The sequence below is a fragment of the Streptococcus sp. HMSC065H07 genome, assembly GCF_001837325.1.
GTDB classification, from domain to species: domain Bacteria; phylum Bacillota; class Bacilli; order Lactobacillales; family Streptococcaceae; genus Streptococcus; species Streptococcus salivarius_H.
This window is the reverse complement of sequence record NZ_KV832052.1, coordinates 941-22248: the sequence shown is the minus strand read 5'-3', so window position 1 is coordinate 22248 and position 21308 is coordinate 941. Positions and strand designations below refer to the sequence as shown.

Sequence of the window (21308 nt, the reverse complement as noted above, 5' to 3'; positions counted from 1 at the left end):
ATTGTTGAGACCAGTGATAGCAAGGTCAGCTTTGAGATATTGACTCTCTACTCCTTCATTTTCTACGGTAGAAATGGAATTATTACACATTGCATCCCATTCATAAAGTTTATAGGCTTCGATCAAACGGATAAGTTTTCCGGGATAACTTGGATCTGTCGCATATCCTGCATTCTTCAGTTCTTGAGCCGCAATGCGATAGTCTGTTTCATTCACAACTTTTCGGTAATTGTCTTTTCGCCACTCGGTACTCGTGAAAAATTTTGCATGGTCTACTACGCTATCATTCCATGAGGCATATTTTCGAAAAGCAGCATTGACTGTGATATAGTCACCATTAAGATATTCCTGTGTAGGTACAGTTACTATTTCTCCATGCCAGTCCTCTGAATCTTTAATGCCAAAAAGATTATTGTTGGGAACCTTAGCAAGTTGAGAGCTTCCCCAACCACTTTCTAGAATAGCTTGCGCTGCCGTGATAGATGGAAGGATTCCTTCTTTGGCTCCATCCATGGCTCCTTGCTTAATGGCACTAAGAAATTGACGTTGATTCTGATCAATTTGGCTAGTATCATCTGCCTCTTGATAAGAGCTTGTGGTCACAGAACTATTGGTTAAGACAGCTATTTTTGAAGAATCTTCTAGACTAGTTTGCTTCTCCTCTAATACCCCTTCACTTTGTAGATTCATTTGACTCGTTGAATCATCGTGTACTCCTGCTTCAGAGTAGCTTGCCGCATGATTATCAGAATTTTCTTTCAAAGATGAAGATGTATCAGTTGGCGACAACATTTCATCTGCTTTCGCCGAATGACCAGACATTCCTAAAAATAAGATTGTCAGCATGACACCGCACAGTCCATAAGCTTTACTTTTCTTAAATCCAAAATGAAATCCTAATTGCATCATAATTTCCTTTTCTACTTACAATTTCTACTAATTCATTTTAAAACGATGAAACTATCAGTATCATAACGTCATAATATGAACTATCACCAATTTATTCGCAAAAAAAGCTAGAAACTTATCAAAAGTTCCTAGCTTTTTTAGTAGTATTGAAATATTAATCGACATCAACGAAACCAAAACGTGATAGAGGATACAATCTGAAAGAGATGACACCTTTAATTTGATCTTTGTCAATGAGACCAAACTTACGACTATCATCTGTATTACGACGATTATCGTTCAGTACAAGGTACTGCCCCTTTTCAATCTTAGTTTGTTTATTATCTGTCAATGTTGCAATGGAAAAATCATCAGTGAAGAAATTCCCAGGTGAAACTGTCGCCAAATAAGCTGATTTACCCTTACTAATATAGGCTTCGTCAACTGACTTATCATTAACATAAAGGAAATCATCCATAGCTGTCACGCTCTTACCCTCATCAGCAATAACACGCCCAATGTATTCTTTACCATTAACTGTATAAAGAATAAAATCTTTTTTCTGAGGCTTAACATTTTTATTGAAAGTAACATAGTCACCAGCATGAATATAGTCATTAGCCTGACCTTCAGTCACACGGTGTGTTGAGAAGACAAAAGCTCTCAACAACAAAATCATTACAATGGCAAGAACTGCTATGATAATATTTCGAATTAAATCTCTCTTAACCATATTCACTCCTTATGGGTTCTAATAAAATCATAACATAAATAGAGAAATAAAAAAAGAGGGAGTGAGCAAGCCCAATGTATCTCTCCCTCTCTTAAACCCAATGATTAAAACGTTTCACAGCTTAATAGTCCTCAAGAAATGTTTGCATATTGACATCATCTGGAACTAAGGCAAGGTATTTTTCAGCCGTTGCACGCGCCTGATCCCTGTAACCAAATTCACGCAAAATATATGCATAATCATGGAGGAATTCAGGATTTTCAGATAAATCTTTAGCCAAATCTTGATAGATTTGAAAAGCTTCTTCATCATCATCAAGAGCTTGGTAGGCCTTGGCAATGTTCCAACGAGCCAAAACAGAATAAACTTCATAATCGGCTAGAGCCACTAGATCCTCGTAACGTTCTTCTTCCAAATAGAGCGTACTTAATCGTAAGATAATCTCATCTTGGTCCTCAGCCAATGGCAAGGCTTGCTTCAAATAAGATTCAGCAGATTGAGTGTCATGCAACTCGTAGGATAACTGTGACGCTAGCAAAAGTAATTGAACATCAAAGGCATTTTTAGAAATCCCTTGTTGTGCCATTCGTAAAGCCTCTTCAGTTTTATGTTCTGCATGTAACGACAAAGCGTAAATATACTCATAACCTTCGAAATCAGCAGACATGGTTTCTATCTGCTTAAAGTAAAAATTAGCTTTTTGATACTCTTCTTGATCATAGAGCAAAGTGGCTAACTCAAAAGCAACGGTATCATCGTACTCAATTTCAATAGCTTTTTCCAAAAATTCACGAGCAGCTTCAAACTTTCCAAGACTGGCATAAGCCTTACCAATGCGTTCATAAGTAGAAACGCCAGTCATCGCAAGAAGGTCACGATTATCTAATTTAGCATAGTAATGAATTGCTTGTTCAAAATTTCCAAGTTCAAACTCCATCTCAGCCAAACCAAAAATAATCAATGAGTCATCTGATAATTGACTTGCCTCCAACAACTTATCACGTGCCACATCAGTTAAGCCCTCCATTTGGTAGAGGTCAGCCTTTACAATTAAAGCAGACAAATAGTCGACAGAGTCTTCAGGTATGGCATCCAAATAGAGAAAAGCCTCTTCAATATCACCATCTTCGGCAGCAATTTGTGCTAGATTGACATTAACCTCTGGAAAATCAAAGCGAACTTTTTCGTAAATTTCCTGTGCCTGTGGTAAGAAACCAATAGATTCTAAGTATTGGCCCAACTCAACAAGAACCTCTGCAGGGTCCTCTCGTAAAGCTTTTTTAAAATATTTGTCCGCGTGGTCTAAATCTTGGTTTCCAATAGAGGCAACCATTTTTTCACTATTTAACATCGTCTTTTTGTCCTTCATTTTCTAAATCATCTTGATAAAGATTACTTACAGAACGGTACCAATCAAAAATCTCTCTAACAACAACCTTGACAGAGGCATAAATTGGAATCCCCAATAAGACGCCCCAAACACCGTAAAGAGAACCTGCTGTCAAGAGAATGAACATAATGGTAATCGGGTGAATGCTTAGTTTATTTCCCAAAACAAGTGGAGAAACAAAACGTCCTTCAATAGTTTGCTCAATGACAAAAATGATGAGGACCTTGATCAGCATAGCAGGTCCTTGCACCAGCCCCATGATTACAACTGGTACCATAGCAAGAAAACTTCCTAGATAAGGAACCATGTTTAGAAAACCTGCCATAATACCAAAAGTCATACCATATCGAAGACCTACAATCTTAAACATAATACAGAACATAATGGCAACGACAATAGCGACTGTAACCTGGCCTTGAACATACCCTTCGAGCTGACTATTAATATCTGAAAGCATACGAACAGTTGTTTCACGAAAGCGAGTTGGTAAGGCTGAGACAAAGCTATGTTTCATCTTTTGGCTATCTCTTAAAAGGTAGAAGAGAATGAAAGGTGCCAAAATAATAGCTACTGTCACCCTTGCTACTGTGCTTGCAAAAGTCCCAACCCATGTCAAAGCCGATGAAGAAAAGTTCTCAGCATAGTTGACCATTCTCGCTGAGAAATCACTAAGCATGGACTCTAGATCACCGTGGAAATTGGAAAGAATAGGAAGATTAATCCAACGTTCCGTCTCACTATTGGCACGTGCAATATATGATGGTGCATTTCTTATTAGGATCAAAATTTGATTCTGCAGGCTAGGGATGGCTGTTGAAATCCCCCAAACCAAGAGCAAACCAAGGATAGCGTAGATGACCAAGATAGACATGGTTCGGTTTAGTCCAGTTCTTTCTACAAGTAGTACCAAAGGTTTTATTAAGTAATAAAGGAGCATGGAAATAACCAGTGGCAACATAATAATGGTCATAAACTGAATGACGGGTGAAAAAATAGGACTTATCTTTGTGAAAATCAAAACCGTCAATCCAATCAAAAGTAAGATGAAGAAGGCTACAACCGCCTGATTATTCAATATCCACTTAAAAAACCATGTTTCTGAAAAATTTTCTGTTTTTTTACGCTTCATAGTTCCTCCCTATTTATCATAAAATGTTACAGTTTTATCTACCAAGTTCTGGTTACGATCGTAGCTAAATTTTGCAGAGAAGAAAGGTCTATCTTCAAGAATCCACTTGAAAATCTCATAGTCACCTTCCCAAGTTGGTTTAGATAAGACCTCATCATATGGTACCCATTCAAGCGTTCCTTCACGAGACTCTTCATCTGAGATGAGTTCTCCTTCAAAACCAGTTACCTTAAAGACATAGGTGTACCAATCATGACCGGGGGTAAATTCTGGGAAGGTAATCATACCTTTAAAATCCATCTCAGTCACTGTAAAATGGGTTTCCTCGAGAATTTCACGACGAGCACATTCATCTGGTGTCTCTCCAGCTTCTAGTTTTCCCCCGACAGAAATCCACTTTCCTTCATGAACATCATTAGGCTTTTTATTACGATGTAGGAGCAAAAGCTCCTTTCCATTGTCAATATAACAAATGGTAGCTAACTTTGTCATAATGCATCTCTTTTCCAATGTTTTTTAAATATTATACCAAATATGGGATTGGATTTGGGCTTTGAGCAGACGATTTTGAGATATAGTTGAAAATCTGCTTTTCTGAATCTCCGGACAAACAAAAAGAGAACCAAAATAGTTCTCCTTTAATCTCTTAGTATTTCAAATAACGGCGCATTGCCATACGTGACCCAATCGAACCGATAATAATACCGACTGCGAAGAGGGTTCCGATAACCGCATAGACAAACCACTCTGGATCATACATCGAAATACCACCTTTGACAAAATCTGGATTCAAAGATGAGTAAACCATGTGATACAAAAGATAAATGAGCCCAGAAGGAATGATGGCACCAAGTGCTCCAATCCAAGCACCTTCCATCAAGTAGGGACGACGAATGTATGAATTCTTAGCACCTACCAAACGCATGATTTGAATTTCAGTCGCACGTGACATAATGGTAATACGGATGGTATTTGAAATCAATAGGACAGCCACAATAGTTAAGAGTGCTGTGGCAATGATTCCCCAAAATTGAACACGTTTCATAGTGGACATCAGAATTTCAGTATCTGAGCCACCAAAGTTAGCATTATCAACACCCTGAATGGCTTTTGCTTCCTTGGCAACTCGACTGACATCATCTGGTGATTTCGTTTGGACGATGTAAACATCAGATAGTGGGTTAGCATCTCCAGTAGCTGTCTCGAAACTTGAACCCATTGTTTCAATCAGTTGTTTCTTTTGCTCTTCTTTACTAGAGAAAGTAACCTTATCTACACCTTTGATTTTGGTCAAAGCATCATAAATCTTATGGTAGTCTTTATTAGCAACAATCTGTCCAGAAAGTTCCTTGACTGTTTTCGAGGCATCTGATGAATCTGGATCCAAGTAGACATTGACCTGAATATTCTTTTCAATATCTGAAGCCAATTTCTGCGTATTTAAAATAACAGAGCCAAAGACACCTAAAAGTGAAAGAACAATCATTACCGAAAATACTGCCGTAAGTGTCGACAATAGATTACGTTTGAGATTCTTAATCGATTCTCCTAAATGGCGGAAAAAGCGTCTAATCATGGTAACCGTACTCTCCTTCCTCTTCATCACGAACAATACGTCCTTCTTCAATCGCAACGACACGATGACGAAGGTTATTAACGATAGTTGAGTTATGGGTTGCCATTAAAATGGTAGTCCCTTGCAAGTTAATACGTTCAAGGACTTGCATAATTTCCCATGAAATCTCTGGGTCCAAGTTCCCTGTTGGTTCATCCGCAATCAACACTTTTGGATTATTTACAATAGCACGTGCAATAGCGACACGCTGTTGCTCACCACCAGACAATTGATTTGGGAATGAACGCATCTTGTGTTTAAGACCAACCAACTCGAGTACTTCTGCCACTCGTTTCTTGATATGACGAGGTTTCTCACCAATAACTTCCATGGCATAAGCAACATTTTCAAAAGCTGTTTTCTTTGGAAGAAGTTTATAATCCTGGAAAACAACTCCAATGGAACGTCTCAAGAGTGGAACATCTTTCTTACGAAGTCGGGTTAAATCGAACTCTCCAACCTTCATAGAACCACTCGTTAATTTTTCTTCTTGGTAGAACAAGCGAATTAAACTTGATTTACCAGCACCAGAAGGGCCGACTAAGTAAACAAACTCCCCAGAGTTAACAGACAAATCAATGTGTCTAAGGGCTGTTGTTGACTTATCATACTTCTTAGTAACATCTTTTAATTCAATAAGAGCCATAATGTCAGTATTCAACTACTAAAGTAGCCGAACGCCTTCCTTTCATTGAGATAAAGTATCTAAATACTTAAAAATAGTATATCGTTACTATTCTTCCATACGCCACTTGAGGTAGGCATCGATGAAGCCTTCAATATCTCCATCCATTACCTTATCAACCTGGGCAACTTCATAACCTGTACGGTGATCTTTAACCATGGTATATGGCGTGAAAACGTATGAGCGAATTTGGCTTCCCCAAGTGATTTCTTTCTTATCACCTTTCAAAGCATTCACTTCTTCTGCTTTCTTTTCTTGCTCCATTTGATAGAGCTTAGCTTGAAGCATCTTCATCGCACGGTCACGGTTCCCGTATTGTGTACGGTCAACCGTTGAAGCTACAACAATACCTGTTGGAATGTGGGTCAAACGCACACCTGTAGAAACCTTGTTGACGTTCTGACCACCAGCACCACCTGAGCGGAATGTATCCATCTTGATATCATCGTCACGAATCTCTACTTCAATGGTATCATCCAATTCAGGCATGACTTCCACTGATGTAAAAGAGGTATGACGACGTTTGGCAGAGTCAAATGGTGAAATACGAACCAAACGGTGGACACCCATTTCTGACTTGAGGAAACCATAAGCATTAGGTCCTTCAAAAGCAAGGGTTACAGATTTGATTCCAGCCTCATCACCCGCCTGATAATCCAAAGTTTCGACCTTGAAACCTTTGGCATTTCCATAACGTTGGTACATACGGAGCAACATATCAGCCCAGTCTTGAGCTTCTGTCCCACCAGAGCCTGGGTGAATTTCCAGGATCGCATTGTTATGGTCATAAGGTTCAGACAAGAGCAATGTCATCTCGTAACTTGTCATAATCTTATCAAGTTTTTCGAGTGTTTCTTCAAGCTCTTCTTGAACACTATCATCTTCTTCCAACATTTCTAAATAAAGCTCTGTCTCGTCAGAGAGTTCTTGCATATTGTTGAAAGTTTCGTATTTCATTTTTAGCTCATTTAACTCTTGTGAGGTCTTTTGAGCTGCAATATTATCATTCCAAAAATCTGGCTCAGTCATTCGGTTTTCGAGGAGCGCAATGTCCTCTTCCAAACGATCTAAGTCAAAGAGACCTCCCGAAGCTCACGAGCTTCTCTTGATTTTCAGAGATTTTTTGGCGAATTTCTGCCACTTCCATGGATAGGTTTCCTCCATTTTATAGTATTATGCTTAATTCTAGCATAAATCACTTAAATTTGCCATTTTGCACACACAAGCTCCCACTCCGCTTGGGATTCTTCATCCTTAGGTGACAGTTCCCTCATGTAATCTAACATAGCCTCATCGGGTTTCTTAACAATCTCACCGAGAGCCCAAATGGCAGTCGCCGTATGGATGGGATTATTATTCTTATCAATTATCTCCATCAGTTTGACAATAGCATTGCGATCATGTAGGTTAGCCAAGGCAATAATAGCATTACGTTGAAGAATATTCTTCCCGCGCCATGAACCGGCAATCATCCCAAATTTCTCCTTGAAGGATTTGTTGGTCAGCTCAAGAAAAGGAAGTAATTCGGGCATGGCAAGCTCAGGATCAATGTCCGAAGCCAGTGGATTATCGATACCTCTGTTATATGGACAGGAAATCTGACAAATGTCACAACCATAGATAACAGTCTTTATCTTCTTTCGAAACTCCATATCCATCATGCCTTTATCCTGTGTTTGAAAGGATAGGCAACGACGAGCATTCATAGTCCCATCGCCAATGAGACAAGATGTCGGACAGGCATCCAAACAACGACGGCAATCCCCACAACCATAATCAACTTCTTGGTCTGGTTCAATCTCTAGATTAGTGATAAGCTCACCAAGATACATGTAGGACCCGTATTCTTTCGAAATAACTAGTCCATTCTTTCCGATAAAGCCAATACCAGCTCGCTTGGCCACTGCTGTATCGACCAAGGCTCCAGTATCCACCATACCTTTATATTCGAAGTTTTCCGTCAGTTTTTCAATGCCTTCTGCAAGGCGTTTTAGTTTGTCCTGCAAAACATAGTGATAATCTAGACCCCATGAATTTGGAGTGATTTTGCCACGCTTATATTCTGTTTTTTGAGGTTGTTGTGGCAGCTTATGCGGATAGGCAACTGCAATGGAAATGATGGTTTTAGCTGATTCCAAGGTCAACTTAGGATAAATACGCTCTTCAATATTTTTATGTTCAAAGCCTGTTGTTCGCCCTTCTTCGACACCAAGTCGAAGGGATTTTTCCAGATAGGCGAAATCATCGGCGGTAGTAAAACCAATTTTTGAAATGCCAATCTCCTTGGCCATCTTTTGAATTTCTAATTTGATATCCATATTATTATCATAATGAAATTGTAGTCTAAGGGCAAGTATTTTCCACCATCTTCATTTACAGACAAGCCTTAACCTTTTTGTTACAATGTTTCTATGACGAGACTTGCAGTAATGAGTGATTTACATATTGATATTAATCACTTTGAAACATATGAAATTGATACTCTTATAAAGTGCCTAAAAAATCAAGAGGTTAGCCATCTCCATATCGCTGGTGATATTTCTAACCATTATTTTATCGACACAAAACCTTTTCTACGAAAACTGTCTAAGGAGGTCAAGGTCACCTATAATTTAGGCAATCATGATATGCTTGATTTAGAAGATAACCTTATTGATAATCTTGATTTTCAGGTGATAAATTTAAGTAGTAAGACATTATTGGCTTTTCACGGGTGGTATGATTATTCCTATTCAGATGAGACGTTAGATAAGATTCTTAAACGTAAGAAACAACTTTGGTTCGACCGACGACTTAAACGATTGGGGACTGATCCGGATATCTGTCAAACTAGTCTTAAAAGGCTAGATAATGCCTTAAGTGAGTTAGACACTAGTAACCTTATAGTTGCCATGCATTTTGTTCCTCACAGCCGCTTTACCATGACGCATCAACGTTTTGCACCTTTTAATGCCTACTTAGGCTCGGAAAAATTCCACCATATTTTCGCCAAGCATGGCGTTAAAGATGTTGTTTTTGGTCATGCCCACCGCAGTTATGGGACGGTAACTATTGATGGTGTAACCTATCACTCGCGTCCTCTTGGATACCGACGAGAATGGGATTTAACCATTGACTTTGTTTCCAATCACCCCAAACTCAATCCTACTGGAACATGGAACCTCTCCAAACGTTACAACCTGGTCAAGAAACGGTCGGAGTTTTTAGAATATGAAAAAAAGGAACTGGCAAATGAGTTCCTTTCATCCATGACACTATTTGATTTGTAGAACGACTCTTTAGGAGTCGTTTTTTAGTCGGTGAAAAATCCCTGCTTTTGAAGGTCCTTCAAGGTATTCGCACGATTGGCAACGGATTGATCCATTGTCTTTGCAATCTGTGTTGTAAATTCATCAACTCTGTTATTGAGATCACGAAGGTCATAATACTCATGAACTTCAGCGTCGTAATCTTTTAGCTCATCTAAGGGATGTTCTAAGTCTCGATAATAATTTTCCATATGGATGACGTGACGGGGTAAACGAGGTTTAAGCTGCGGTTCTTGATCTGGCCAACCAACTGCTAATCCTACTGCTGGATAGACATACTTTGGAAGTTTGAGAAGCTCTGAAAGTTTAGCGTTATCATTCAAGATACTGCCAAGGTAAACTGTTCCCATACCTAAACTCTCAGCAGCTACTACCATATTTTGAGCAGCTATCATAGCATCCGAGAAGGCCGAGATAAAGCGTTCGGGACTACCTTGGACCAAGGCTTCAGCACCTTTAGCCTCTGCAATCAGTGTGTTACGTCTTTGGTCCACAACAAATACAAAAAGATGCCCAGCATTTGGAATATAGGGTTGGTTAGCAATCTCTGCAATTTCTTCCTTCAATGTTTCATCAGTAATACTGATAATCGAATAGGACTGTCTAAAATTACTCGTTGCTGTATGTCTGGCAACATCAACCAAAAGGTTAACTTCTTCTCGTGTCAAAGCTAGAGGTTTAAATTGACGGATGCTACGGTGATTGAGTTGTGTCTTAATAGTCTCGTTCATGGCCTTCTCCTTAACTTGTGATCATTTCTCTTCAATTATAAACAAGACTCCTCCTGAATTCAAGATATGATAAGAAAAAGCCAGAGACCATTATCTCTGACTTTATGTCTTAAATAGCGTCCTTATCCTTACCAAGGGCACGTTGAATAGCTTTGACTAATTCAACCAATACCACAATCAAGAAGGAACCTACAATAACTGCAAGCCATTGTGTCATACTAAGGTGTGACACATGGAAGAGGTTATTAAATCCAGGAACTACGATAGTTGCCATCAAAAGAACGAAGGCTACTGGAATTGCCCAGTTGAAAGTCTTGTTTCTAAAGAGGCCAACTTTAAAGACTGATTGATACACAGATTTAACGTTAAAGGCATGGAGCAACTGAATTAATCCAAGTGTTGCAAAAGCCATTGTAAGGGCATCCGCATGAATTTCTGCTTGTGTATGATGCTCTGGGAAGACAAGGCCCCAACCATATACTGCAAGAACGAGGATGGTTTGGAAAACACCTTGATACATGATAGCACCGAAGACACCTCCATCAAAGAAGTTCGATTGACGTCCACGAGGTTTATGAGTCATAATACCTGGTTCTGCTGGCTCAACACCAAGAGCGATGGCTGGAAGGGTATCTGTTACCAAATTAATCCAGAGAAGATGTACTGGTTGAAGCACATCCCAACCAAACAGTGTGGCAAAGAAGATAATAAAGACTTCGGCCATGTTGGCTGACAAGAGGTACTGGATTGATTTTTGAATATTTGAGAAGACCTTACGCCCTTCTTCTACAGCAACAATAATTGTCGCAAAGTTATCATCGGCAAGGACCATATCAGAAGCTCCCTTAGAAACCTCTGTACCTGTGATTCCCATACCGATACCAATATCAGCTGTTTTAAGTGATGGTGCATCATTAACCCCGTCACCTGTCATAGCAACAACCTTGCCATCATTTTGCCAAGCCTTGACGATACGAACCTTGTGTTCAGGAGAAACACGCGCATAGACAGAGTACTGTTTGAAGACTTTCTGGAATTCTTCATCAGAAAGCTCATTAAGCTCAGCACCAGTAAAGACATGATCTTCCGTATCATTTGGATCGATGATACCGAGACGCTTGGCAATGGCTTCTGCCGTATCTTGGTGGTCACCTGTAATCATAATTGGACGGATTCCCGCTTCTTTAGCGACACGGACAGCCTCTGCTGCTTCTGGACGTTCTGGGTCAATCATACCTACCAAGCCTGAGAAAATCAAATCAGACTCAACAACCTCAGATTCCAAGGTAGGAATATCATTCGTTGTCTTATAAGCCATCATCAAGACACGAAGAGCTTGTTTTGCCAAGTCCTTATTAGTCGCAAGGATAGCTTGTTTGTCTTCATCCGTGATAGGACGAACCTCACCATTGATTTCAATACGAGTCACACGTTTGAGCAATTGGTCAGGCGCACCCTTGACGGCTACAAAGTATGTACCATCCGCTTCCTTATGGATAGTAGACATGAGTTTACGGTCAGAGTCAAATGGCAACTCTGCCACACGAGGCTCTGATTTCAAGACGTCATGAACATCAAAGTTGTGGTCCAAACCAAATTGAACAAGGGCTGTTTCCGTTGGATCCCCAATTAGCTTACCATCTGGGTCCACCTTGGTATCATTGGCAAAGTTCATAATACGAAGGGTTGTATTGTCAGCACCAAGTTCTGTTGCAGCGCTTTGCAATTGACCGTTTGTATAGACTTTTTCAACAGTCATTTGGTTCATGGTTAAGGTACCAGTCTTATCTGATGCGATAATCTCAGTTGAACCAAGAGTCTCAACAGCTGGCAATTTACGAACAATCGAATTACGTTTGGCAAGAGTCGTTGTTCCAAGTGACAAGAGAATCGTTACAATAGCAGGCAAACCTTCAGGAATCGCGGCAACGGCTAGAGCAACGGCAACCATCAAGCCTTCGAGGGGCTGTTCACCACGAATGAAGACACTAACCAAGAATGTCACTAAGGCAATAGCAATAATAAGATAAGTCAAAGTCTTAGACAGTTGCTCCAAGCTTTGCTTCAACGGCGTTTGTGATTCGTCCGCATTAGCTAGCATATCAGCAATTTTACCGACCTCAGTATACATACCAGTATTAGTTACAACCCCTGTACCACGACCGTAAGTAACGTTAGAGTTTTGGTAACCCATATTCACACGGTCACCAATTCCGGCTTCTGCTTCAACCGTCTCGGTAACATCCTTTTCAACCGGAACGGATTCACCGGTAAGGGCTGCTTCTTCAATCTTAAGTGAGGCAGCTTCGAGCAAACGCATATCAGCTGGAACAACATCACCTGCTTCAAGCAAGACGATATCTCCAGGAACCAATTCGCGTGAATCAATTTCAACGACATGGCCATCACGGTGCACACGAGCCATAGGGCTAGACATGTTTTTGAGGGCTTCAATAGCCGCTTCTGCTTGTCCTTCTTGATAAACACCAAAGGCTGCATTCAAAACAACAACGGCTAAAATAATGCAGGCATCCGTCAAACCATGCATACCTTCTGTAATAACAGAAAGGGCGGCAGCGACAAGCAAGATGATAATCATCAAATCTTTAAACTGATCGATGAATTTTGACAAGAGGCTACGTTTTTCACCTTCATCCAACTCGTTATAGCCATAGGCATCTAAACGTTCCTTGGCTTGTGCAGTAGACAAACCATCAACAGAAGTGTCCAAGTTTTTTAGGACTTCTTCCTCTCCTTGTGTGTAAAACAAGGTTTTACTTTGTTCTTTAGACAAAATAATCTCCTCCTTCTATATAGGGAAAAATGGCTAACAAGACTCTTTTTATATAAAAAATCATACAAAAAGAGACTTGTTTAATAAAAAACAAGTCTCGCTGTTTAAGAATATGCCGGAAATATAAAATTTCGTAATGACGACATAATCGCAACTGTTAATCAAATCTCATGATTACAGTCACCTGCTACTCCCTTATTTGTACTAAACATTTTATCATAAATTATTCTTTATTCAAGCAAAATGATTCTATTTTTTCAAAAATTAAAACCAAGAAACTTCTAATTCATAATCAGCAAAAACATCTTCTGTTTCTGGATGTTTCAATTGATAATGAATATCAACTGTCTGTCCATTAGAGTCATGGGCAAATAAACTAGTGTCTGTCAGAAAATGCTGGGTACCAAGCGGTGTCGGAATGTGGACCAAGGCAGGTACTTTAGCAGAAAAACGCATAATGGATTTAGGATTAGAAAAGCGTGTCATCACTAGCTCATCCTGATTCAACTTAATAACCACTTTTTCTTTCTCGGAATTATGATGAACAAGATAGGTATAATCCCCTTTTTCCATAACCTCACAAGTGTGGATTTCTTCGATAATTTCCGTTTGATCGCCTACTTTAATTTTGTTTTTGATTTTAATTTCCATTGATTACTCCTTTCTGTTCTATAACTACTTTTTACTTAAGACGATAGCAACTCTAACCTCAAAGAGAGTTTCAACATTGCGTTTACCCTTTCTGCTTCAAGTAAACCACCTGGGTTTGTTTGACAAAGCCAATCTTTTCATACAAGCGTTTGGCACCTACATTGCTATCTTCCACTGCAATTTGGAAGGACTTGTCATTTTGCGCAATGAGTTGATTGACGACTGATTTTGCCAGATAGCTTCCATAGCCTAGGCCACGATAGGCTTCTGCTACGGCAAGTCCATAAAGGTAGTTGCTATTCCCAGATAAATCGACCGTACAAACTCCAATCACTTGACCTTCTTTGAGGAGGATGTAAAGTAGGCCATCAGAGTCCTTCAATGCCTCTGTAATGTATCTGCGACTTACTTCGAGTGTTTGCTCTGCATCAGAAAAGGCTTGGTGGTGGAGATGGGCAATTGCATCTAGGTAAGAAGGTTCAGCTAAGAGCACCTTGACATCTGAACAGGAATCCAGAGCATATGGTGTTCTGTCTCTCCCTAGCCAGGTTTCCGTCTCTTCATCTTCAACCAAATCCCAATGACTTGCCAAATCAGGATGATGATCGAGAAAAACACGCTCCGTCTGAAAGGTCACTGAGCGAATAGGGTAAGATGCCATTTCTTTTTCAAAGCTTCTATACATCGCATGCGCAATACCCTCGCGACGATGACTAGGGTTCACTAGGATGCTCACTTCAATGTCTTCATCATCCGCATAAACCGTTAATAAGCCAAGCAACTCTCCCTCTTGACAATAGAGGAAAAAGGCCGGCATATTGGAATCAAAATTAAGCATATTGGAGAGATAAGGTTCTCGAAAGGTTTGATCATGGGCTTGGCAGCTAGCAATCAATGCTTTTGCTGCCTTCCGTTCTTGCTCCGTCAATTGGTTGGTTACTCGAATCACTTTATCTCTCCTTTATTTGTCTGACCTTATTTTACCAATTAAAAAGCATTTGGGCAATTCTTACCTAATCTACTTCTTCAAAGAGATAATAACACTTTTCTCAGGAAGAACTATGACAAAGCGCCTAAATTTTAGTAAAATAGAAGGGAAACTAACTAAACGAAACAGGTAATTATTATGTCTATTAAACTTATTGCTGTTGATATTGATGGAACGCTTTTAAATAGCCAACGTCAAGTTACACCGGAAGTCTTTCAAGCGATTCAAGATGCTAAAGCTGCTGGTGTAAAGGTTGTTATTGCGACTGGTCGCCCTATTCCCGGAGTACTTCCACTTCTTGAAGAGCTTAACCTCAACCAAGACGGAGATTATGTTATCACCTTCAATGGTGGTCTTGTCCAAGAAACTTCTACTGGTAATGAATTGATTCGTGAGACACTCTCATACGAAGACTACCTTGACATTGAGGTTTTGGCTAACAAGCTTGGTGTTCATTCTCACGCTATTACTAAAGATGGTATCTACACAAGTAATCGCAACATTGGCCGCTACACGGTTCATGAGTCTACACTTGTTCATATGCCGATTTACTATCGTACACCTGAAGAAGTGGCTGACAAGGAATTCGTTAAGGCCATGTATATCGATGAACCTGAAATTCTTGATGCAGCTATTGCCAAACTTCCACAGGAATTTTATGACCGCTTTACTATTGTAAAATCAACACCATTTTACCTAGAAATTCTCAAGAAAACAGCCAACAAAGGAATTGCTGTAACCCATCTTGCTGAGAAACTCGGTCTTTCTAAAGAAGAAACAATGGCTATCGGTGATGAAGAAAATGACCGTGCTATGCTTGAAGTCGTTGGCTCTCCTGTTGTTATGGAAAATGGTAATCCAGAAATGAAGAAAATTGCGAAACACATCACAAAATCAAATGATGAATCTGGTGTCGCTTATGCTATTAGAAAGTGGGTTCTAGAATAATATGTATACCTATAAAACTGGACTCAGTACTTCTGAGCATGACCGTTTTGTTATAGATAGTCCTCAAACAAACTTATTACAAAGTAGTTCATGGGCTAAAATCAAGGATAGCTGGGGAAATGACCGCCTAGGTTTCTATCAAGATGGTAACCTCATTGCTGTCGCTAGTGTCCTTATTCAGCCACTCCCTCTTGGCTTTTCTATGATTTATATTCCTCGTGGACCTATTATGGATTATCAAGATAAAGATTTGCTCGCCTTTGTTATGGCTTCACTTAAAAAATATGCCAAAACAAAGCGTGCTCTCTTTGTGAAATTTGACCCAAGCCTTTTTGTGACAAAGAACCTGATTTCACAAGAAGCTGAAATCCGTAAAGAGACTATGGCGATTGCCAAAGACATCCAGGCTCTTGGCGTTGAATGGACAGGCCTCACTGAAGATATGGCTGAAAATATCCAACCTCGCTTCCAGGCTAACATCCATAAGGAAGATTTCACTGAAGAACAACTCTCTAAGAGCACCAAGCAGGCTGTTCGTACTGCTCGAAACAAGGGGATTTCAGTCCAATTTGGTGGCACTGAGCTTCTTGAACAATTCGCTTCTCTGATGAAGAAGACAGAGGCCCGTAAAAACATCCACCTTCGTGGAATCGATTATTATGAAAAGTTGTTGACTACTTACCCAGAGTCTTCTTACATTACACTCTCAACACTAGATTTACCAGCCCGTCTCAAAGACCTCAATAAGCAACTCGAAAAGAACATTGCTGATGCAGCCAAGTTTACTGAAAAAACTAAACCAGGAAAAATCGAGAACAATAAACAAGAATACAAAAGACTAAAAGAAGAAATTGACTTCCTTCAAGAAAAGGTTGATTCTGGAAATAAGACGGTCCCACTCTCTGGTACATTAGTTCTTGAATTTGGCAAGACATCTGAGAATATCTATGCAGGAATGGATGAAGACTACCGCCGTTATCAACCGGCTATCCTGACATGGTATGAGACAGCTAATCACGCTTTCGAGCGTGGTGCCGAGTGGCAAAACATGGGAGGAATTGAAAATTCGCTTGATGGTGGCTTGTACAATTTCAAGTCAAAATTTAACCCACGCATTGAACAATTTATTGGGGAATTTAACCTTCCAGTTAGCCCTCTTTACGGACTAGCCAATTTTGCCTATAAACTCCGTAAGAAATTACGTAGCAAACATTAATAATATATAAAATGAGACTCCATCTTGGAAGTCTCATTTTTTGATGATAGCTTAGTCTTTATCAGGAATAACCTTAAATAAATAATAGGTGATGAAGACTGTCAAGCAAAAAAGTCCGATTTTCACCCAAAGGATAGGTGCAAAAAAGATTGAAATTCCCATCAAAACATAGATTTGGATGATAATCTTTTTCTTTCGTTCTTTGGCAATTGATTTGGTTTCTCTAAAATCGGCTACATAACTTTGATATAGCTTAGTATGATATAACCATTTCTCAAAACGTTTAGAACTTCTAGCAAAGCAAGCAATGGCTAAAAGTAGAAAAGGTGTTGTGGGTAAGATTGGAAGCGGAATTCCAAGAATTCCCAAACCTAACGACAACATTCCTAGAGAGAGATAAATTACTTTCATGAATACTTTCCTTTTAAAAAGCTGCACTAAACGCATTAGTGTAGCTCCTTTGCTATGTTTTAAATATCTGTCAGTGGTGTCGCTGTATCTGGTGAGGTATCATAAACCTTGAAGTCAGTTCCAACACCAAAGTCAGCACGTGCCAGCTGATTTTCCATCGTCATGTGGGCCAACTCCTTGATATTATTTTCTTTAGAAAGGTGACCCAAGTAGATCTTTTTAGTTTTGTTACCTATGGTACGAATCATAGCATCCGCTCCATCTTCATTACATAAGTGACCTTGATCAGAGAGGATACGTTGCTTAGTTGACCAAGGATATGAACCTGCTCTGAGGATTTCAATATCATGATTGGACTCAATCAGATAGCCATCAGCATTCTCAATAATACCTGCCATGCGATCAGAAACATAACCCGTATCCGTCAGCATTACAAAACTTTTTCCATCCTTCATAAAGCGATAGAACTGTGGATCAATAGCATCGTGACTAACTCCAAAAGACTCAATATCAATGTCTCCAAAGGTCAGAAGCTTGTCACGAGAAAAAACATGTTTCTGGCTATTATCAATCTTGCCAAGCATATTTTTACTATCCATAATTTGCCAGGTTTTCTCATTGGCGTAGATATCCATGCCATATTTACGAGCTAAAACGCCTACACCATGGATGTGATCCTTGTGTTCATGAGTAACTAAGATAGCATCCAGATCACTCGGATCACGATCGATTTCAGCTAGCAAACTTGTGATTTTCTTACCAGACAAACCAGCGTCCACAAGAATCTTCTTTTCTGGAGTCTCCAAATAAAAGGAATTACCAGTTGACCCCGAAGCCAAAATACTATATTTAAATCCTAAATCTGAGGTCATTTCTACTACATCTCCCATTCATCAACCATCATGGCATCCTTGTCATATGGAAGCACAATTGTAAAAGTTGAACCCTTACCATACTCACTCTTAGCCCAAATAAAGCCCTTATGTTGTTTAATAATTTCTTTTGCAATGGACAAGCCAAGACCAGTTCCACCCTGAGCACGACTTCTAGCCTTATCAACACGGTAAAAACGGTCAAAAATTAACGGCAAATCCTTCTTAGGAATACCTAAACCTTGGTCAGAAATAGAAACAATCAACTGTGAATCAGTTGTCTTCATAGACACTGTAATCTTACCACCATCAGGCGAATACTTGATAGCATTATTAAGGATATTATCCACGACCTGGGTCATCTTATCTGTATCAATCTCCACCCAAATCGAGTTTACCGGATAATCTCGAATAATTTCGTAAGTTTTACCTGTATTGGTTTCTTGACTCTTAATCTGATCGAAACGATTCAATATATAGGTCATGAAGGCCGTGAAATTAGTCATTTCAACGTCAAGGTGGGTACTCTTATTGTCAATACGAGACAGTGCCAAGAGGTCCGAAATCATTCGCATCATACGATTTGTCTCATCCAAAGAAACTTTGATAAAGTTAGGGGCAATCTCTTCGTCAAGAGCACCATCATCAAGTGCCTCCAGATAAGATTTTACAGAAGTCAAAGGTGTACGCAACTCATGACTAACGTTTGATACAAAGAGTCGGCGTTCCCGTTCTTCTTTTTCCTGCTCAGTGGCATCGTGAAGGACGGCAACCAGACCTGAGATAAAACCAGATTCTTTACGAATAAGGGCAAAGTTAACGCGTAGGGTCACAAACTCATCGTTGGCATCTCGACGAGACAAATGAATCTCAGGAGTCTTAGATAACAATTCATTATAAGTATAGGGATTTTCGCCATCTAATAAATCTAAAATGGACATCTGTGTCGCTGTTTCAAAATCTAGATTCAACAAACGCTGAGCTGTGCTATTAATCATGGTAATTTGACCACGTCGATTAGTCGCAATGACTCCATCACTCATATAAGAGAGGACTGATGATAAGCGGTTTTTTTCCTGGGCTAGATTTTCATGCGTCAAACGAAAAACGTCCGATAAATCATTCAAGCTGTCAGCTAGCTCTAAAAGCTCTGGATCACCCTTTAAGCGTAACTCCTCATTATAGTTACCTGCCATTAGGGTCTTGACTCTCTTGGTCAACTTTCGAATATTTTTGACTCGTCGATAATCACGATAAGCAAGAAAAATAAAGTAGAAAGCCACAAAAAGGAGCGTAAAGAGTAAGGCTAGTTCAAAGCTTGTGATGTTTAAGCCAATACTAGTCATAATTCTTCATATAATAACCAACACCACGACGCGTCAAAATATATTCAGGACGACTAGGTGTGTCTTCAATTTTTTCACGGAGACGACGAATGGTTACGTCAACCGTACGAACATCACCAAAATAGTCATAACCCCAAACAGTTTCAAGCAAATGTTCACGCGTCATCACTTGTCCCATATGAGTTGCCAAATGGAAAAGCAACTCAAATTCACGGTGTGTGAGTTCGACTTCATTTCCACGTTTTTTAGCAACAAATGCATCTGGAACAATAATCAACTCACCAATTGAAATCTCCTGCTTGCCTGAGTTAGAACTTTCTTCTGCTGCTGTTTCAATAGTCTCTGTACGACGCAAGTGAGCTTTGATACGTGCCAACAATTCACGATTAGAAAATGGTTTGGTCACATAGTCATCTGCCCCAATTTCTAGCCCGATAACCTTATCAAACTCGCTATCCTTAGCTGAAAGCATGATAATTGGTGTATGATTTGTCTTTCGAATTTCCTTAGCAACTTCTAAACCATCTAGTTCAGGCAGCATCAAGTCCAGGATGACCAAGTCTGGTTTTTCAGCTTCAAACTGCTCCAATGCTTCACGACCATCAAAGGCCGTAACCACTTCATAACCTTCTTTAGTCAGATTAAACTTGATGATATCCGAAATTGGTCTTTCATCATCAACAACAAGAATTTTTTTCATATAAACACCTCATCGGTTTTCTTAAGTCATTCAATTTGTAAAGTAGAAAACTTTACGTATCAAACATATTATACCAAAAAATAGGTTAAGGACCAAGTTTCTACTATAGATATTGAGCTGATATACAAGCTTTCCTTCTTTTTTGAGATACCTTTGCTATGTGTAATCGGTTAAAAGGCGAACATTATGATTGAATTTTCAAACATTTTTGACATTTTCCTATATCTATAGTAAAATACACTCTTGTTGTTACATATATTAATGTAAAATTTTAGGAGGCTCTTATGGCACTTATTGAATTTAAAAATGTTAATAAATATTACGGAGATTATCATGCACTTCGTGATATCAATCTAGAAATTGAAAAAGGACAAGTTGTGGTTCTCTTGGGACCTTCTGGGTCTGGGAAATCTACCCTTATCCGTACAATCAACGCCTTGGAATCCATCGATAACGGTACGCTTATCGTTAACGGACATAATGTGACGGAAGCTTCTGCCAAAGACTTGGTTGAGCTTCGTAAGGAAGCGGGTATGGTATTCCAACACTTTAACCTCTACCCGCACAAAACCGTTCTTGAAAATGTTACCTTGGCACCTATCAAGGTTCTTGGAATCAGTAAGGCAGAGGCTGAAAAGACTGCTGAAAAATTTCTTCGCTACGTTAACATGTGGGACAAGAAGGATTCATACCCTGGTATGCTTTCTGGTGGGCAAAAACAACGTATCGCTATTGCCCGTGGTCTTGCCATGAATCCTGAGCTCTTGCTCTTTGACGAACCAACGTCAGCCCTTGACCCAGAGACTATCGGTGACGTTCTGGCGGTTATGCAAAACCTTGCCAAAGGTGGCATGAACATGGTGGTTGTTACCCACGAAATGGGCTTTGCCCGTAGTGTGGCTG

21 protein-coding genes are annotated in these 21308 nt (G+C 39.6%); 4 read left to right on the top strand and 17 right to left on the bottom strand.

The window, feature by feature from the left end:
- From HMPREF2637_RS11630 to queG, 9 genes are all read right to left on the bottom strand, one after another.
- On the bottom strand, positions 1–906 hold a 906-nt coding region (locus HMPREF2637_RS11630; RefSeq protein ID WP_256316158.1), incomplete at its 3' end, for a glycoside hydrolase family 73 protein.
- 157 nt (positions 907–1063) lie between these two features.
- A complete protein-coding gene (gene lepB, locus HMPREF2637_RS10265; protein WP_037601379.1) occupies positions 1064–1621 on the bottom strand; it encodes a signal peptidase I in 558 nt (185 codons plus the stop codon).
- A gap of 121 nt (positions 1622–1742) precedes the next feature.
- A complete protein-coding gene (locus HMPREF2637_RS10260) occupies positions 1743–2972 on the bottom strand; it encodes a tetratricopeptide repeat protein (protein ID WP_064524800.1) in 1230 nt (409 codons plus the stop codon).
- Entirely contained in the window at positions 2962–4140 is a 1179-nt protein-coding gene (locus HMPREF2637_RS10255; RefSeq protein ID WP_064524802.1) for an AI-2E family transporter, read from the bottom strand. Before HMPREF2637_RS10255 ends, HMPREF2637_RS10260 begins: the two co-directional genes overlap by 11 nt.
- Before the next feature lie 9 nt (positions 4141–4149).
- Positions 4150–4632, bottom strand: a complete 483-nt coding sequence (locus HMPREF2637_RS10250) for an NUDIX hydrolase (RefSeq protein WP_037597740.1) — start codon at positions 4630–4632, stop codon at positions 4150–4152.
- 154 nt (positions 4633–4786) lie between these two features.
- Positions 4787–5716, bottom strand: coding sequence for a permease-like cell division protein FtsX (gene ftsX, locus HMPREF2637_RS10245; RefSeq protein WP_003092823.1), 930 nt, complete (start codon positions 5714–5716; stop codon positions 4787–4789).
- Complete coding sequence (gene ftsE, locus HMPREF2637_RS10240; protein WP_049545099.1) at positions 5709–6401, bottom strand: cell division ATP-binding protein FtsE; 693 nt, start codon at positions 6399–6401, stop codon at positions 5709–5711. Before ftsE ends, ftsX begins: the two co-directional genes overlap by 8 nt.
- Before the next feature lie 87 nt (positions 6402–6488).
- Positions 6489–7587 (bottom strand): peptide chain release factor 2 gene (prfB, locus tag HMPREF2637_RS10235; RefSeq protein ID WP_096833329.1). Its coding sequence is split into 2 segments (ribosomal slippage): positions 6489–7514 and positions 7516–7587, totalling 1098 coding nucleotides; the frame shifts between segments, so codons are not numbered across the junction.
- Positions 7588–7639: 52 nt separating this feature from the next.
- Complete coding sequence (queG, locus tag HMPREF2637_RS10230) at positions 7640–8758, bottom strand: tRNA epoxyqueuosine(34) reductase QueG (protein ID WP_049554308.1); 1119 nt, start codon at positions 8756–8758, stop codon at positions 7640–7642.
- Between the two features lie 93 nt (positions 8759–8851).
- Here queG and HMPREF2637_RS10225 point away from each other — a divergent pair, with 93 nt between their 5' ends.
- Entirely contained in the window at positions 8852–9709 is an 858-nt protein-coding gene (locus HMPREF2637_RS10225; protein WP_064524803.1) for a metallophosphoesterase, read from the top strand.
- A gap of 23 nt (positions 9710–9732) precedes the next feature.
- Here HMPREF2637_RS10225 and HMPREF2637_RS10220 read toward each other — a convergent pair whose 3' ends face one another.
- The 4 genes from HMPREF2637_RS10220 to HMPREF2637_RS10205 all read right to left on the bottom strand — a co-directional run bounded on the left by HMPREF2637_RS10220 (position 9733) and on the right by HMPREF2637_RS10205 (position 14873).
- Positions 9733–10479, bottom strand: coding sequence for an NADPH-dependent oxidoreductase (locus HMPREF2637_RS10220; protein ID WP_064524805.1), 747 nt, complete (start codon positions 10477–10479; stop codon positions 9733–9735).
- A 109-nt stretch (positions 10480–10588) separates the two neighbouring features.
- Positions 10589–13273: a cation-translocating P-type ATPase gene (locus tag HMPREF2637_RS10215; protein WP_064524807.1), complete on the bottom strand. Its 2685-nt coding sequence runs from the start codon at positions 13271–13273 to the stop codon at positions 10589–10591.
- A gap of 264 nt (positions 13274–13537) precedes the next feature.
- Complete coding sequence (locus HMPREF2637_RS10210; protein ID WP_037600507.1) at positions 13538–13924, bottom strand: YwiB family protein; 387 nt, start codon at positions 13922–13924, stop codon at positions 13538–13540.
- Between the two features lie 82 nt (positions 13925–14006).
- Entirely contained in the window at positions 14007–14873 is an 867-nt protein-coding gene (locus HMPREF2637_RS10205) for a GNAT family N-acetyltransferase (RefSeq protein WP_064524809.1), read from the bottom strand.
- Between the two features lie 177 nt (positions 14874–15050).
- On the opposite strand from HMPREF2637_RS10205, the gene yidA reads away from it, so the two are divergent.
- Both yidA and HMPREF2637_RS10195 read left to right on the top strand, forming a co-directional pair.
- Positions 15051–15860, top strand: coding sequence for a sugar-phosphatase (gene yidA, locus HMPREF2637_RS10200; RefSeq protein ID WP_002890845.1), 810 nt, complete (start codon positions 15051–15053; stop codon positions 15858–15860).
- 1 nt (position 15861) lies between these two features.
- Complete coding sequence (locus HMPREF2637_RS10195; RefSeq protein WP_070840179.1) at positions 15862–17076, top strand: aminoacyltransferase; 1215 nt, start codon at positions 15862–15864, stop codon at positions 17074–17076.
- Between the two features lie 51 nt (positions 17077–17127).
- Here HMPREF2637_RS10195 and HMPREF2637_RS10190 read toward each other — a convergent pair whose 3' ends face one another.
- The 4 genes from HMPREF2637_RS10190 to yycF are packed head-to-tail and all read right to left on the bottom strand — an operon-like array spanning position 17128 to position 20405.
- The gene (locus HMPREF2637_RS10190) at positions 17128–17487 is read right to left on the bottom strand and encodes a YbaN family protein (protein WP_037597735.1); all 360 of its coding nucleotides are present in this window, start codon (positions 17485–17487) and stop codon (positions 17128–17130) included.
- A 59-nt stretch (positions 17488–17546) separates the two neighbouring features.
- A complete protein-coding gene (locus tag HMPREF2637_RS10185) occupies positions 17547–18359 on the bottom strand; it encodes an MBL fold metallo-hydrolase (RefSeq protein ID WP_037600654.1) in 813 nt (270 codons plus the stop codon).
- Between the two features lie 5 nt (positions 18360–18364).
- Positions 18365–19705 (bottom strand): cell wall metabolism sensor histidine kinase VicK, encoded by a 1341-nt coding sequence (gene vicK, locus HMPREF2637_RS10180; protein ID WP_070840177.1) that lies wholly within the window; start codon positions 19703–19705, stop codon positions 18365–18367.
- Positions 19698–20405 (bottom strand): response regulator YycF, encoded by a 708-nt coding sequence (gene yycF, locus HMPREF2637_RS10175; protein ID WP_037600497.1) that lies wholly within the window; start codon positions 20403–20405, stop codon positions 19698–19700. The genes vicK and yycF overlap by 8 nt, the downstream gene beginning before the upstream one ends.
- Positions 20406–20689: 284 nt before the next feature.
- Between yycF and HMPREF2637_RS10170 the strand changes: the two genes are divergently transcribed.
- Positions 20690–21308 (top strand): amino acid ABC transporter ATP-binding protein (locus HMPREF2637_RS10170; RefSeq protein WP_042762592.1); only part of this gene is annotated, 619 nt, incomplete at its 3' end.